At 61.1% G+C, this 12,954-nt stretch carries 16 protein-coding genes; 9 read left to right on the top strand and 7 right to left on the bottom strand.

The window, feature by feature from the left end; translation table 11 throughout:
* Positions 1–4 precede the first annotated feature (4 nt).
* The gene (locus AB6802_RS08155) at positions 5–250 is read left to right on the top strand and encodes a MoaD/ThiS family protein (RefSeq protein WP_371009543.1); all 246 of its coding nucleotides are present in this window, start codon (positions 5–7) and stop codon (positions 248–250) included.
* On the opposite strand, the gene AB6802_RS08150 is transcribed toward AB6802_RS08155, so the two are convergent.
* Positions 175–693, bottom strand: coding sequence for a very short patch repair endonuclease (locus tag AB6802_RS08150; RefSeq protein WP_371009542.1), 519 nt, complete (start codon positions 691–693; stop codon positions 175–177). The genes AB6802_RS08155 and AB6802_RS08150 overlap by 76 nt on opposite strands.
* Positions 694–856: 163 nt before the next feature.
* Here AB6802_RS08150 and AB6802_RS08145 point away from each other — a divergent pair, with 163 nt between their 5' ends.
* From AB6802_RS08145 to AB6802_RS08135, 3 genes are read left to right on the top strand one after another with little or no spacing between them, the layout of a single operon-like run.
* Positions 857–1,936: a DNA cytosine methyltransferase gene (locus tag AB6802_RS08145; protein ID WP_371009541.1), complete on the top strand. Its 1,080-nt coding sequence runs from the start codon at positions 857–859 to the stop codon at positions 1,934–1,936.
* A gap of 28 nt (positions 1,937–1,964) precedes the next feature.
* Positions 1,965–4,925 (top strand): ATP-binding protein, encoded by a 2,961-nt coding sequence (locus AB6802_RS08140; protein ID WP_371009540.1) that lies wholly within the window; start codon positions 1,965–1,967, stop codon positions 4,923–4,925.
* Positions 4,922–6,574 carry a response regulator receiver domain gene (locus AB6802_RS08135; protein ID WP_371009539.1) on the top strand — a complete coding sequence of 551 codons (1,653 nt, stop codon included), beginning with the start codon at positions 4,922–4,924 and terminating at the stop codon, positions 6,572–6,574. The genes AB6802_RS08140 and AB6802_RS08135 overlap by 4 nt, the downstream gene beginning before the upstream one ends.
* A 191-nt stretch (positions 6,575–6,765) precedes the next feature.
* Here AB6802_RS08135 and AB6802_RS08130 read toward each other — a convergent pair whose 3' ends face one another.
* From AB6802_RS08130 to AB6802_RS08120, 3 genes are all read right to left on the bottom strand, one after another.
* A complete protein-coding gene (locus AB6802_RS08130) occupies positions 6,766–7,263 on the bottom strand; it encodes a hypothetical protein (RefSeq protein ID WP_371009538.1) in 498 nt (165 codons plus the stop codon).
* A gap of 191 nt (positions 7,264–7,454) precedes the next feature.
* On the bottom strand, positions 7,455–7,868 hold the full coding sequence (locus AB6802_RS08125) for a DOPA 4,5-dioxygenase family protein (protein ID WP_371009537.1): 414 nt from the start codon (positions 7,866–7,868) through the stop codon (positions 7,455–7,457).
* Between the two features lie 167 nt (positions 7,869–8,035).
* Entirely contained in the window at positions 8,036–8,647 is a 612-nt protein-coding gene (locus AB6802_RS08120) for a hypothetical protein (RefSeq protein WP_371009536.1), read from the bottom strand.
* 227 nt (positions 8,648–8,874) lie between these two features.
* Here AB6802_RS08120 and AB6802_RS08115 point away from each other — a divergent pair, with 227 nt between their 5' ends.
* The 3 genes from AB6802_RS08115 (at position 8,875) to AB6802_RS08105 (ending at position 9,982) form a co-directional block, all read left to right on the top strand.
* Positions 8,875–9,432 carry a DNA-3-methyladenine glycosylase gene (locus AB6802_RS08115; protein WP_371009535.1) on the top strand — a complete coding sequence of 186 codons (558 nt, stop codon included), beginning with the start codon at positions 8,875–8,877 and terminating at the stop codon, positions 9,430–9,432.
* Positions 9,433–9,509: 77 nt separating this feature from the next.
* Positions 9,510–9,797: a DUF2934 domain-containing protein gene (locus AB6802_RS08110; RefSeq protein ID WP_371009534.1), complete on the top strand. Its 288-nt coding sequence runs from the start codon at positions 9,510–9,512 to the stop codon at positions 9,795–9,797.
* A 5-nt stretch (positions 9,798–9,802) separates the two neighbouring features.
* On the top strand, positions 9,803–9,982 hold the full coding sequence (locus tag AB6802_RS08105; protein WP_371009533.1) for a hypothetical protein: 180 nt from the start codon (positions 9,803–9,805) through the stop codon (positions 9,980–9,982).
* 41 nt (positions 9,983–10,023) lie between these two features.
* On the opposite strand, the gene AB6802_RS08100 is transcribed toward AB6802_RS08105, so the two are convergent.
* Positions 10,024–10,473 carry a GFA family protein gene (locus AB6802_RS08100; protein ID WP_371009531.1) on the bottom strand — a complete coding sequence of 150 codons (450 nt, stop codon included), beginning with the start codon at positions 10,471–10,473 and terminating at the stop codon, positions 10,024–10,026.
* Positions 10,474–10,693: 220 nt separating this feature from the next.
* Between AB6802_RS08100 and AB6802_RS08095 the strand changes: the two genes are divergently transcribed.
* Positions 10,694–11,191 carry a cytochrome b gene (locus AB6802_RS08095; RefSeq protein ID WP_371009530.1) on the top strand — a complete coding sequence of 166 codons (498 nt, stop codon included), beginning with the start codon at positions 10,694–10,696 and terminating at the stop codon, positions 11,189–11,191.
* Positions 11,192–11,220: 29 nt separating this feature from the next.
* Here the strand turns inward: AB6802_RS08095 and AB6802_RS08090 are convergent, their stop codons facing one another.
* Positions 11,221–12,159, bottom strand: coding sequence for a GNAT family N-acetyltransferase (locus AB6802_RS08090; RefSeq protein ID WP_371009529.1), 939 nt, complete (start codon positions 12,157–12,159; stop codon positions 11,221–11,223).
* 130 nt (positions 12,160–12,289) lie between these two features.
* Between AB6802_RS08090 and AB6802_RS08085 the strand changes: the two genes are divergently transcribed.
* Positions 12,290–12,649, top strand: coding sequence for a hypothetical protein (locus tag AB6802_RS08085; RefSeq protein WP_371009528.1), 360 nt, complete (start codon positions 12,290–12,292; stop codon positions 12,647–12,649).
* A gap of 14 nt (positions 12,650–12,663) precedes the next feature.
* On the opposite strand, the gene AB6802_RS08080 is transcribed toward AB6802_RS08085, so the two are convergent.
* Positions 12,664–12,918 carry a dihydrofolate reductase family protein gene (locus tag AB6802_RS08080; RefSeq protein ID WP_371009527.1) on the bottom strand — a complete coding sequence of 85 codons (255 nt, stop codon included), beginning with the start codon at positions 12,916–12,918 and terminating at the stop codon, positions 12,664–12,666.
* Between the last annotated feature and the right edge of the window lie 36 nt (positions 12,919–12,954).

Below are 12,954 nucleotides of genomic sequence, written 5' to 3'. Positions count from 1 at the left end.
CCCCATGGTCCAGGTGACACTTTGGGGCGCGCTCGGCCAGCTTGCCGGGGGGCAAAGCAAGGTCGAGGTCGAGGCCCGGGATATCAGGGAGCTGTTCAGGAAACTGGCTGAGCAGTATCCGGGGATCGAGCCGTGGATCGACAAGGGCATTGCCGTTTCGATCGATGGGGTGATTTATCGCGATACTTGGGGGAAGGAATTGCCGGAGGGGGCGGAGGTGTTTCTGCTGCCGAGACTGGCTGGGGGGTGAGTGGGGGGCTTCACTCGACGCCGGACACCCTCGATTGCGCTGATTAATCGTTGTGAGAGAATTTGGGGATGTTTGGTCTGGCATTCCCAGACCGTGATAGTTTGCCAACCTCTCTCTTCGAGAGCGTGAAGCGCCCGAGCGTCCCTCGTTATATTGGCCTCAAATTTCGCGCTCCAGAAATCCTTCCGGGTCTTTGGCATAGTGGTTTTTGGACACCCTTCGTGCCGATGCGAGAAGCATCCGTGGACGAATATTGCCACGCCATACCTAGGTAGCACAATGTCTGGTCGGCCCGGCAAATCCTGACGTTGAAGCCGAAACCGATGACCAAGAGCGTGCAGGGCACGACGAACCGCCATCTCTGGCTTTGTGTCCGCGCGCCTCACAGCTCGCATGTTAGCCGATCTTCGGAGGCTGATCTCACCCGCTTCTGTCACAGGCATCTATATCCATATCCATTCAATTTTTTAGTGGCAAGGATGCCACAACTCGATACATGTTGTTCCCGGCAGCTAAAGGAGCCGCGAAATGGCGGATCAACAGCTAGCACTTCATTCACTGGCTTGCGATAATGATTCTAAACTGATTGCTTTGTGTTCATAATTTATGATCCTCACCGAAATCACTTCAGTTGGTCAGCAGCTAAGGGCCGTAGATTTCTTCTGCGGCGCCGGGGGGATGTCCCTGGGGCTTACACAGGCTGGAATTCGGGTCCTAGGCGGAATCGACAACTCCGTCGATTGCAAGCGTACATATGAGGCCAACGTTCCAGGCGCAAAATACATTCGACGAGACATTACCCGCCTATCGGCCAAGGAACTGGGGAAGCGATTGGGCATCGAGCCCAACGATCCAAATCTCGTTTTTTGTGGCTGCTCGCCATGTCAATTTTGGTCGAAAATCCGGACGGATCGGAGCCGCTCGGTTCGGACGGCTTTTCTTTTGAAGCAGTTCCAGAAGTTCCTTCGGGCCTTCCGCCCGGGCTTTGTCGTAGTAGAGAATGTACCGGGCCTGTACCGTCGAAAAGACAACGCTATCTTGCGTGACTTTATCGCGTTTCTAGCAGACGAAGGCTACAATTTTGCCGATGGCATAGTAAATGCCAACCACTATGGCGTGCCTCAGAATCGCATGCGCTACTTGCTCATAGCGTCCCGGGTAAAGACAGTGACGACATTGCCCGCGCCCAGCGAGAGCGGAAGTCTCAATGTTCGCGACTTTCTAGGGCTTCATAATGGTTTTCCATCTATTGCTGCCGGGCACCGTGACCAAACGAAGTTCTTGCACACGACGCTTGGATTGTCCGAGAAGAACCTACGTCGCATTCAGATGACGCCTCCAGACGGCGGCGATCGCAGCTCGTGGGCCGATGACCCCAACCTTCAAATCGATGCTTATCGCGGACGCGACAAGATCTTCAGAGATGTATACGGCCGCATGTCATGGAGCCGGCCGGCACCAACTATAACGACAAGGTTCACCAGTCTTAGCAACGGTCGCTTCGGCCACCCTGACGAACCGAGGGCCATTTCAGTACGGGAAGGAGCAACGCTACAAACATTCCCGAAAGATTATCGATTTGTTTCTAGTAGCCTGGAAGGTCTTGCGCGGCAAATTGGTAATGCCGTTCCTCCCGCTCTCGCGCGCCATATAGGGGAGCATCTTCGCGCGGTAAACGATGGCTAGGATACAGACCCGCGCACGTGCGGTTGACATGTTGGGCCGGCAGCAGATCGCCGGCGTTCAGAACGCCTTGGTCGAACTATTCAAGAACGCCCACGATGCCTATGCAAACCGTGTTGCCGTCGACCATTTTGAAGACTTCGGCGCCGAGGGCGAAGGCTTCCTGATCGTCCGCGATGATGGCGTTGGGATGACACAAGCCGACTTTATCAACAAATGGCTCGTGCTTGGCACGGAAAGCAAGGCGATCACGGGGTCTTTGCCATACAAGCCTGCGGACGTCGAACTTCGTCCTATCACCGGTGAGAAAGGTATCGGACGCTTGGCGATCGCTCTGCTGGGTGAACAGACACTGGTCCTCACCCGTGCTGTCAGGGCCGAAGGCGTGCATGACCTTGTCATCGGTCTTGTTCACTGGGGCCTGTTTGAAATACCAGGCCTGAATCTGGAAGAGATCGAGATACCTGTAGAGACAGTCGCCGATGGAGCGCTACCTGGCGCGGAGATTTTGGAGCGAATGCGCGGACAGCTCAAGGCATGTGCCGCAAGGATCCATGCCGATCACCCAGAGGCCAATGTTGACCGTATCATTGCGCAGATAGACGCTTTCGAGCCGGACCTGGCCAGCATTTACGGCTTCCTTAAGGGAACCGAAGAGGAACACCTTGCGCTCGATGGCAGCGGCATCGGTACTCACTTCCTAATCGCTCCCAGTAACCCGGTTATCAAGCTGGATCTGGCGAACGAGGATAGGGAAGACGACTACGGGTTCCGTAAGCAACTCCTCGGGTTTTCCGACGCGGTCTTTGGCGAAGACAGTTCCCCTCGACTGACGACCTCATTCCGCCGTTGGAGAAGCGGCGACACCATCGGAGAGGAATTACTCGATCCCGCAACATTCTTCTCCAGAAAGGAGTTGATAGAACAGTCTGATCATCTTCTAGACGGAGGTGTCGACGAGTTCGGGCAATTCGCCGGCAAGTTGCGCGTTTATGATAAGGATTATGATCTCGTCATTCCCTGGGGCGGCGCCAACGGCAAGCAGACGAAATGTGGTCCTTTTACCATCAATTTCGGTTACCTGATGGGACGATCGACCGAGTCTCTACTTCCACCGGACATGTATCACCCGCTTAATGACAAGCTGGACCATATTGGTGGACTGTACGTGTACCGTGACGGCGTCCGAATATTACCTTATGGCGATTACTCCTTCGACTGGATCGACGTCGAAAAACGTCGCAACAAGGGTGCAGGCTACTACTTCTTCTCGTTTAGGCGCATGTTTGGTGCCGTGCTTCTCACGCGCGCGAGCAATGGAGAGCTCCAGGAAAAAGCGGGGCGCGAGGGTTTCCAGCAAAACGAAGCTTACCGGCAGATCCGCGATATCCTCATCAACCTGTTGGTGCAACTGGCAGCCGAGTTCTTCCGGAAATCTGGTGCCAACACGGAGGCGTTCGAGACTGCCCAGGCAGAGATCCGGAAGCGGTCTGCGGCTTTGGAACGCCAACAGAAGCAATCCGCGACTAAGAGACGAAACTTCGCAGCGTCGCTGGACTCATTTGGGGAAGATCTCCGGGCCGGGTTGCCGACGACGGAAGTAGCCAACCTGATGCGTCTTACGCAGTCGCGGATGGATTCTGCCGCCAAGCTCCCGGACCAGGATAAGGCCGCCGCTGCCCTCATCCGGGCCGAACAGGAGGCAATTAGCGCGATCGCCGGGCTTCGGCAAAAGTATACTAAGAAACGTCCTTCCGGCGTTGCATTGGGTAAGGAGCTTCAACGCGACTGGGACGCGTACGTTCTTGAACGGCAGCGCCTGGAGAATGACGTTTTCACTCCGTTTGAACACCAGGTGGCTACCACACTCGGTACGGTGGCCGAGCAGGCCCGCGTGTATGTCGACCAGCGGAGGCGGCTGGAGGAGCGCATCAAGTCCCTCGCCAACGAACGCAAGAAGGATTTGGCAGAGGCGGGTCGCCAAGCGAACGCCACGGCTGCCGATACGAGGCAGACAGTTTTCACGATCACGGAACGGGCAAGGCTTGCGCTGGACGAAACCGTCAAGTCGATTCAGGCAGACCTCAACCGAACCGACCTAGCCGGTATGGATCCCGACAAGATCGATGGAATGCGACGGCGATGGGAAGACCAGCTCACTGAAATCGAGAGTCGCCATCGCGAAGCGTTGATGGCGGCGCGCGACATGCTTGCCTCGCTGGCAGAGAACCTTCGTGCGTCCGACGGTGACGGGCCTGCGCAGATCATGCAAGCCATGGAAGAGCGCATGATGGCGCTCGAAGAGCAAGCCGACGAGGACTTCGAGATGGTACAGCTCGGGCTTGCGGTCGCGATCATCAATCACGAGTTTGCCGCTTCCATAAAGCGTGTCCGGAGGAGCATTCAGGAGCTTGGCCAGATATCTCGAAGGAGCGACGGATTGCGCCCGCTCTACGAGTCGATACGTGCCAATTTCGAGCACCTGGACGGACACCTCAACCTGTTCACGCCATTGCAGCGTCGCCTTCACCGCTCCGCGCTCAAAATCGATGGCCGCGAAATACTTAACTACTGCGGTGACCTGTTCTCCAATCGGTTCGAGCGTCACAAGGTAGACTTGCTGGCGACCGACGATTTCATCGAGGCCGTGGTCGAATGCTATCCGTCCACTCTGTTCCCTGCTGTCATCAATATTGTCGACAATGCCCTGCATTGGCTCAACACGGTGCCGTCTGATCGACGGATCGAGCTGCACGCCGACCGGGAGGGACTCTACATTTCGAACAACGGACCAGGGATCGAGCCGTTCGATGCCCAGCGCATTTTCGAGCGTGGTTTCAGTCGGAAGACCGGCGGGCGCGGCCTTGGGTTGTTTATCTCCGCCAAGGCGCTTGAGGCGGAAGGTTTGTCCCTCACTCTCGGGATGCCGCCGCGCCCTGGCTTTGCGGTGACCTTCGCGATCCTGATCCAGAATATCGGAGCACAAAAGTGACGTCAGTCCAGGAATTTGCTCTGACCGCGGCGCGCAAGTACCTGCAGAGCGTGGTTTTTGTTGATGACGAAATCTACCAGCAAGTTCCGGTAACGGCGGTCAAGGCGAATGTCGGCGGCGCGGTCACAGCGATGCGAGTGTATGCGAAGCCCCGCGAGCCCAAAGTAGAGGAAGTGATTGAGCCGCTGGCCGCAGGCGCGCCTGACGAGCAGAATGAGGAGGGAGACAGCGGCGCGCTCTATCACCCCAAACATTTGGTCGAGAGCTTCGCTCGGGAGCGGATGGTCTGTGCGCTGTACGAGCCCAAAAAGGATTTCTCGACGGGGCCCGATTCGGAGCTGTTCAAGCTTTGCGAGAGGGCGGATGTGGTCATCCTCGATTGGGAGTTTCATCGCGAGCCAGGCAAGAAGGTCATGGAACTGGTGACCAACCTAGTTACTGCCGCTCAAACGACAGTGCCACATCACGTCAGGCTCTGCGCGATCTACACGTCCACGCCAAACCTCAAGCACGTGGCCTCTCAATTGTTCGACCATCTCAAGGGTCAGCAGCTGGAGATAGAGGCCGACGGCGACTACAACATCAGTGCAGGCTCTTCCCGTATCATCGTTCTAGGAAAGCCTTCGACCGGCCGGCCCAAGGACCAGGAAACGACCGCCGGCGTCGCCGAAGCCCACCTGGCTGAGCGGATTATCAAGGAGTTTGCGACCATGCATGAGGGCATACTGCCCTCAATGGCACTGCACGGGTTGGCCAGCGTCCGGACCAACACCAAAAAGATCCTCGACAAGTTTCGCAAGGAGATGGATGGCGCATTCTTGGCCCATCGGGGCCTGATTCTGCCGGGTGACGATGCCTTCGAGCAAGTGCCGGAGTTGTTGGCGGAAGAAGCGTTTGCCGTCATGGTCGACAACAGGATCAAGACGGACCAAGCCAAAAAGCTGGCGGAAAAGGCGATCGATGCGCTTGACGTGAAAACCGCATGGCCGACCAAGGGGAACGCCGCAGTTCAGCCCGGCGAACTTGCGGTCAAGCTGCTGAAGGAGGGGCCAGCCAAAGTCAGCAAAAAGGTTGACCTAAACGGCAAAGCCCTAGGTGACCTCTATAATGACCTGGACAAGGGCAAGGCGTCGGCCAAGGAGCGGCTTGCCGCACTTTATACGTCAAGAACTCAGTATGGCCATGAGCGCGCACTCGAATTCGGCACCATAGTTCGGTACGCTCCGGCGGCCGCGCCGCCAGAATATGCAATCTGCCTCATGCCACTTTGTGATTGCGTACGGCTCAAGCAAGCAGACTGGTATCAATTTCCTTTTTGGAAGTTGCGCGTCGACAATAGCGGCGCCTCCGCAAAAGGGCTTGTGGTCGAGTTGCCGGCAAAGGCAGGCTTCGCTGAGCTATTCAGCATGGGGAAGCCGCGAGACCAGTTGTGGCTAGAGGAATTTCAGGCGGGCGCTGCTAAGATGGTCATGGCGGAAAAGGACGGCGACGGATTCGTCTTCAAGGGCAAGTCCAAGCCGGTTGAGTGGATCGCTCAGCTCAAACCCAGTCACGCCCAACGTATTGCCCAGGATATTGGCACCTCTTTTTCCCGTATCGGTGTCCTTGAGGCCGAGTGGCTTCGCCTAAAGGCGGACCGTCAGTCCTAGCTCGATCAGGTCGGGAGGGACTAACCTTGAACAAGGAACCGGCGGCGAGAAGGTGTGGCGAAGATCTCCGTAGCGACGGGTGTCTGGCCTTGCTCATGCGGTCCGACCGGCGCGCGGCGCCAACTGCCCAGGCGCATGCGCAAACGCTCACCGTCGCGTGTCGCCGAACCGAACCGCCCCAGCCTCTCACCTCATCCCTCGGTCGCGTCTTCATAGATGCCGGTGACCAACAACCAGGCGCCTGAGATGAGGAAGGCGAACAGGACGATGGTGGCGATCGCTGCGATGTAAAGTCCCGTGCCGCGTCCGAGAATGAGGAACAGCGCGCCGAGAACTTCGGCGAGGTAACACAGCGTGCCGCCGGCAAGTCGCGGCAGGGTCAGGCCGATGTAGCTCATCCCCGACGATAGCGCGACGACATAGCCTCTGATGAAGATATATGTCGCTATCAGCCAGAGGAAGAACCATTCGAAGCCGAGTGCGGGAAGATATTGATTCCCCAAAAGCGCAAGGCTGCAGGCCATGAAGATCGCGCTGAAGCCCGACAGCATGTTGATGGCCCGGTTCTTATGCGTCGTGTTGCGGACGATACGTTCGGGATTGATCGAGATCGCGACGAAAATCAACCCGGCAAGTGCTGCCGCGCCGCCGCCCACCATGACGAAAAAGTCATGCCACTGATCCAACATAAGATGCCCCTCCGGTCCTGTTCATCCAAGCGCCTCAATCGCACAGGTGGTTCCCCCACTCCGTCTCGGCTTCGCCGAGCCACCTCTCCCCCCTCCGGAGGGAGAGGAAATGCCAGTTGTCGAGGTCGCGGCCCGGTTAGCGTTTCCGCGACGCGAACGGTGGGGGCGCCACGGTAGGCGATGGCCCTGCCTCACACCGCCAGCGTCGGCTCCGTGTTCACCTCCAGCGCTTCTTCCGCCTCGTCCTCCTCGCCCAGCACCTCGCCATGCACTTCCAGCGCGCGGCCGATCCAGATCGGGTCGATCAGATGGTCGCGTTTGGGGTTGGTGGTGTTGGGGTGGATGAGGATGCTCAAGCCGCCATGGTTCAGCATCAGCCAGGGCACCAGCGTGGCGAAGATCTCGGTGGCGAAGGAGACCTGGTACATGGCCTTGGCATGCGGGCCGACCGGCTCGTCGCGCCAATTGCCCAGGCGCACGCGGAAACGCTCCGCGATGCACTGGCGCAGCCATTCGGCGCGCCGCCGCTCGGCCGGCCCGTCGTAATAGATATGGGCGTGGTAGCTGGCGATTTGCGAAAGCGGTCTCGGGCTGGCTTCGGTCATGGTGCTCATCCCCTGCTTGCCATCCAGGGATATTCGCGCCGGGCGCGGCCGTTGCCTAGAGCAATTCCGGCAAAGGCGGTTCGTCGGGGAAAGAAAAGTCCGCCGAGCGGCGGGCTGTCGATCTTCAAGCGGCCGGGCTTCTCGTGTTGGTCGGTTGGCGCCGGCCGCTAGCCAGGCCGGCATTGGCGCTGCTGCTTCAGGCATTGGTAGCCGATGTCATCGGCAACGCAATTGGACAGTACCTGGAAGGGCGGAAATTTTGCGCCGTGGACGTATTGCAGGCACCACCGTCTTTTGTCCGGCGGCACGGTCGCCCAGTATCTGCCCAGGCTCGCCTTGCGCTTGTTTTCCGCATCGATGCAGTCGCGAATTTCATTGGCCTTGCCGCCGAATTTCACGGAACAGAAGTCGTCGCTCCGCAGGGCCGCAAACAGGCGTTCCGCCGTCGGCTCGCCGGGGCTGCAGGAGACGCGGCCGTCGGCGCAGGCCTTTCCCAGGGCCGAGGCAACGAAGGAGCCGACGGTGAAATAGGTCTGGTACCGGACCTCCTTCATGTAATCGCGCAGCAGCCTCTGGTTTTCCTCCGGCGCGACGAGATACCAGTAGGGCTCGAGACTGGCCCGCATCGCGGTTTCATCCGCCAGGCATTTTTGCCGCTCGACCTGCTGCTCGGCCTTGACCAGCATGGCCGAGACAAGCGCGGTGCAATATCCGGGCGTATCCAGTTGCGGAAACGGCGGGCCTTGCCCTGCATGGGCAAGTCGCGACGCCAGAACCATTGCTACGATCAGGAAAAACCGCACCGCGCCCCGCTTTGCTTGACGGCAACGAACCGGCGGCAGCCTATACGCTATCGCGCTGCCCGGCCAAGTGGCTCGGCGCGCCGCCTCTTCCCCTCGGAGGGAAAAGGTTGCCGCCTAGCCCCATCCGATTACGCAATTCCGGACCGAAACCGCTCACACTTTTCCTGGAATTGCCGTAGGCGATTGTCCTGCACGAGGATGCGATGACAACTGACCCCCTGCACGACTTCTTCGCCCGCAACGCGCTGGTGGTGGCGCGCGAGCTGATCGGCGCGCGGCTTGCGCTCTCCGGCGTCGGCGGCATCATTGTCGAGACCGAGGCCTATCGTCCGGACGATCCGGCATCGCACGCCTTTCGCGGGATCACCCCGCGCAACGCGCCGATGTTCGGCGAACCCGGCAGCGCCTATGTCTATCGCAGCTACGGCCTGCACTGGTGCCTGAACGCGGTGTGCCTGCCGGGCAGCGCGGTGCTGATCCGCGCGCTGCAGCCGACCACCGGCATCGCCACGATGCGGGAGCGGCGCGGTGGCGAGGACGAGCGGCTTTACTGCTCCGGCCCGGGCAAACTCTGCCAGGCGCTCGGCATAGACGGCTCGCACAACAGGCTCTCGCTTTTCGCCCCGCCCTTCGCCTTCGCACGTTCCGAGATCGATCCGGCGGCGGTGGTCAGCGGGCGGCGGATCGGGCTGACCAAGGCGGTGGAGCTGGAATGGCGGTTCGGGCTTGCCGGGTCGCGCTATCTCAGCCGGAGGTTTTGAAGCGAAGTCATATCCGCTCCCGCCGATGGATCAATCGACCGCCGCGCGCGTTGGGGGAGATGTCGGAGGAGCAGACGATGGCAGACGACAAATACGAACGCATCCAGCGCCGCGCCTATGAGATCTGGCAGCGCAGCGGCGCGGCGCACGGCCAGCACGAAGCGCATTGGCACGAGGCCAGCGCGGAGATCGAGCGCGAGGATAACGGCCTCGGCGAACAGCCGGGCGCCGCGATGCCCGGCGCGGTGACGATCCCGGCCGGCGTGCCCCACCCGCTGGCGGCCGAGGCGCTGGCGCGCAGGGCGACCGGCGTTGAAAATGCCGACGTCGAAGCGCTCAGGAAGCGCGGCAAGCGCAAGAGCTGAACGGCATGGTCGTCACCGTCGAACAGGCGCTGGGCGACGCGCTGCTCGCCATGCGCATGGTGCGCAAGTCGATCGTCGATCACGGCCATCTGGAAGCGATGGCCGACCTCGACGCGGCGATGGAAACCGCGATCGCCGTGGCGGAGCGAAAGCTTACCGAGATCGAGCGCGAAAAGCCCGCGTGAGCGTTGCCACGGTAGATCAGACCTCAATCATGGTCCGGGTGCTAGCGGCTGGCGTAGGTCTTCAGCGCTTCCGCCGGCGTCGTCGCCTCGGTGGTCGAGCGCGGCAGGGTGCCCAATCGGTCCAGCCAGGAGAGCCGGCTCTCGCAGCCGAACTCCTGTTGCGGCGCGATCGCCTCCGGGTCGTCGAGGCTCACCAGCGCCACGTCGATCCGGTCGACGCCGACATAACGGAAATGCAGCGAGGTGCCACATTGAGCGCAAAAGCCGCGCTCGACCGCGGCTGAGGAGCGGAACCAGGCCGGTGCGCCGCGTGTCCACTCGAAGGATGCCATATCGGTTTCCGCCAGCGCGAAGAACGGCGCGCCGACCGCCTTCTGGCACATGCGACAATGGCAGACATGCGGCTTGGTCAGCCGCCCCGAGACGCGATAGCGGATGGCGCCGCACTGGCAGCCGCCGGTCAGGCCGTTGTCGTCATTCGCCAAAGTCATTCCTCTCACCGGATCCACCGTTGCGGGCAAACTAAGCTGTCGGTGGTGACGGGCAAGGTCCAGCGGAGCCGAGCGGTGGGCCACGTCCCTATACGGCATCCATACCAAAGCGTAAGCTTTACGCCACAATTCCGGGAGGATTCCCGCCCAAATTCGCCACCATTTCCCGGCCTATTCAATATTGCGAGGCGTGGGACGCCGCTTATTCAGGGGAATGTTTATGACTGATACCAGAGTTGGATATTCAACTTATCAAATAGCGCTGCACTGGATCATCGCCGCGCTGGTGTTGTTTCAGCTTCTCTTCGGCGAGAGCATGAAAATGGTTGTCGATGCGGCCGAAAACGGGCAACAGCTTTCGGCGACGGACCAGACGATGGGCTCGGCCCATTACTGGGTTGGCATCGCGATACTTGCGCTCGTCGTGCTGCGGCTCGCCCTGCGGCTTGCGACCGGCGCGGCGGCGCCAGCAAGCGAAAGCCCAAAGTGGATGCATCTCGCCGCCAAGGCCTCGCATGCCCTGTTCTATGTGCTGTTGCTGGCCACGCCGGTGCTGGGGCTGCTGGCCTTCTATGTCGGAGACCCCTGGGGCGACATCCATTCGCTGAGCAAGCCGGCGTTCATCGTGCTGATCGCCGTCCACGCGCTGGCGGCGTTCTACCACCAGTTCTGGCTGCGCGACGGAACGCTGCGACGGATGCTTTCGCCGGCGCGCTAAACCTTGCCGCTTCAGGGCGATCTGGTGCTTTAGCGTCCAACCTTGATCCGCGGCAGGTCGCGGCCGATCGGACGGAAGCCGACGCCGAGATAGAGGTTGCGCGCCACGGGATGCGCCGGCGCACCGAGGCAGGCGACCAGCATGCTTATGGCGCCGGCGGCTTTTGCCCGTTGCATTCCGTGCAGCAGCAAGGCGGTGCCGAGGCCCTGCCGGCGGAAGGCGCCATGCGTGCCGACCGGCTCGAACTCGGCGGTGCGCGTCGCCTCGTCCAGCCAGATGATCGCGCCTGCGGCCAGCGTGCCATCCGCCGCTTCGACCAGCACATGCAGGTCGGCCCGGTAGGGCCAGGTCCGGCGGACCCGCTCAAAGGCCGTCTGGGTGAAGGCGGAGGTCGGCCAGGCGTCGCGATGCGCCCTCACCGCCCGCGCCGCCGAGACCTCCGCCGCCGTGCGGAAGCGGAAGCCCTCGGGCAGCGCCGGGTCGGGCAATTCGGTCAACGCACGCGCGTTGAACTGCACCCAGGAACCATCGTCGGCGCCGGCTTGCGTATCGAATGCATAGCCATGCGCGGTGACGATTGCCTGCGCCGGCGTGTCGGCGGATTGCACGGTCAGCAGGCGGTCGATGCCGGGCGCGGTTTCGTCGTACCAGTCGAGGATCTCGTGCAGCAGCTCCGGTCGTTCGGGATGTGCCTGCCAGGTCAGGTTGGCGCGATCGCTCTCGCGAAACGTGCCATCGCCGCGCGGGATCAGATAAGGCAGGCACGCCCAACCCCAGGCGGCAAGCGCGCCATCGGCGAACCACAGCCGGTGGCGCCAGAACGGATGCAGCGCGTCGTAATCCTTGGCCCACACCCAGGCCAGCTCGCCGATGGTGGCGTCACCGTTGAGCAGCTCCGGCCGCCAGGCTGTCACCTGCTGCGCCAGCCCCTGCATCAGCCGCAAATCGGTGATCTCGAGAGTCGCCATCAAGACACCTTGGCAAGGCCGGGCGGCGCTGTCGAGCGCGGGCCGGCCGTTGTCGAAGGCGACCACCCGTCGCGGTTGCGGGACGGCGCGTTCCGTGTAGTGTGCGGCCTAATTTAGCGGGAACTTGAAGATGCGAGTCGCAATGATCGTCGCGCTCGGCGCTGTACTGGCGGGATGCGTTGCATCTCCGGTCGACTATGCCGGGTCGCTCTCGCAGCAAGACCCGAAATGGGCGACGCCGCAATGCCAGCAGGCCCGCGTGGCCGCCGTCGACTACGAACAGCGCGAGAAGCAGCATCCCGGCTGGGGAATGGGCGTGCTGCTCGGCCCCTACAGCATGGGGATGGTGGCGGCCATCAAGCAGCATGAGCAGGACCAGCGCCGGCTGCTTGCCCGCCAGGTGCATCTGCAATGTTCGAGCCGGCCGCTGCCCAAGGACCTGGACTTCGACCCGGCGACCTACGCGCCGAAGAAGACGCAGTATCCGTAGCATTCGCTTTCGGTTCAAGTCTGCGCCGCCTGGATGTCGAAGCCGTAGGTCAGGATGGCGACGCCGGTCGCGGTCACGACCTGGCTCGCCAGTTTCAACCGCGAGAACCCCTGCCCGGCCTCGAAAAGGCGTGCGCCATCGCCCAGCACCAGCGGGTGGATCATCAGCACCAACCCGTCGACCAGCCCGTGCCGCATCAACCCGCGCAGCAACGCGCCGCTGCCGAACATGATGAGCGACTTGTCATGGCGCTGCTTGAGCTCACGCACAGTCTGCGCTGCCTCACCGGCAAGCAGCGTCGAATT

The organism is Mesorhizobium sp. RCC_202 (assembly GCF_041355295.1).
Lineage (GTDB): Bacteria > Pseudomonadota > Alphaproteobacteria > Rhizobiales > Rhizobiaceae > Mesorhizobium.
This window is presented reverse-complemented; position numbering and strand designations above follow the sequence as displayed.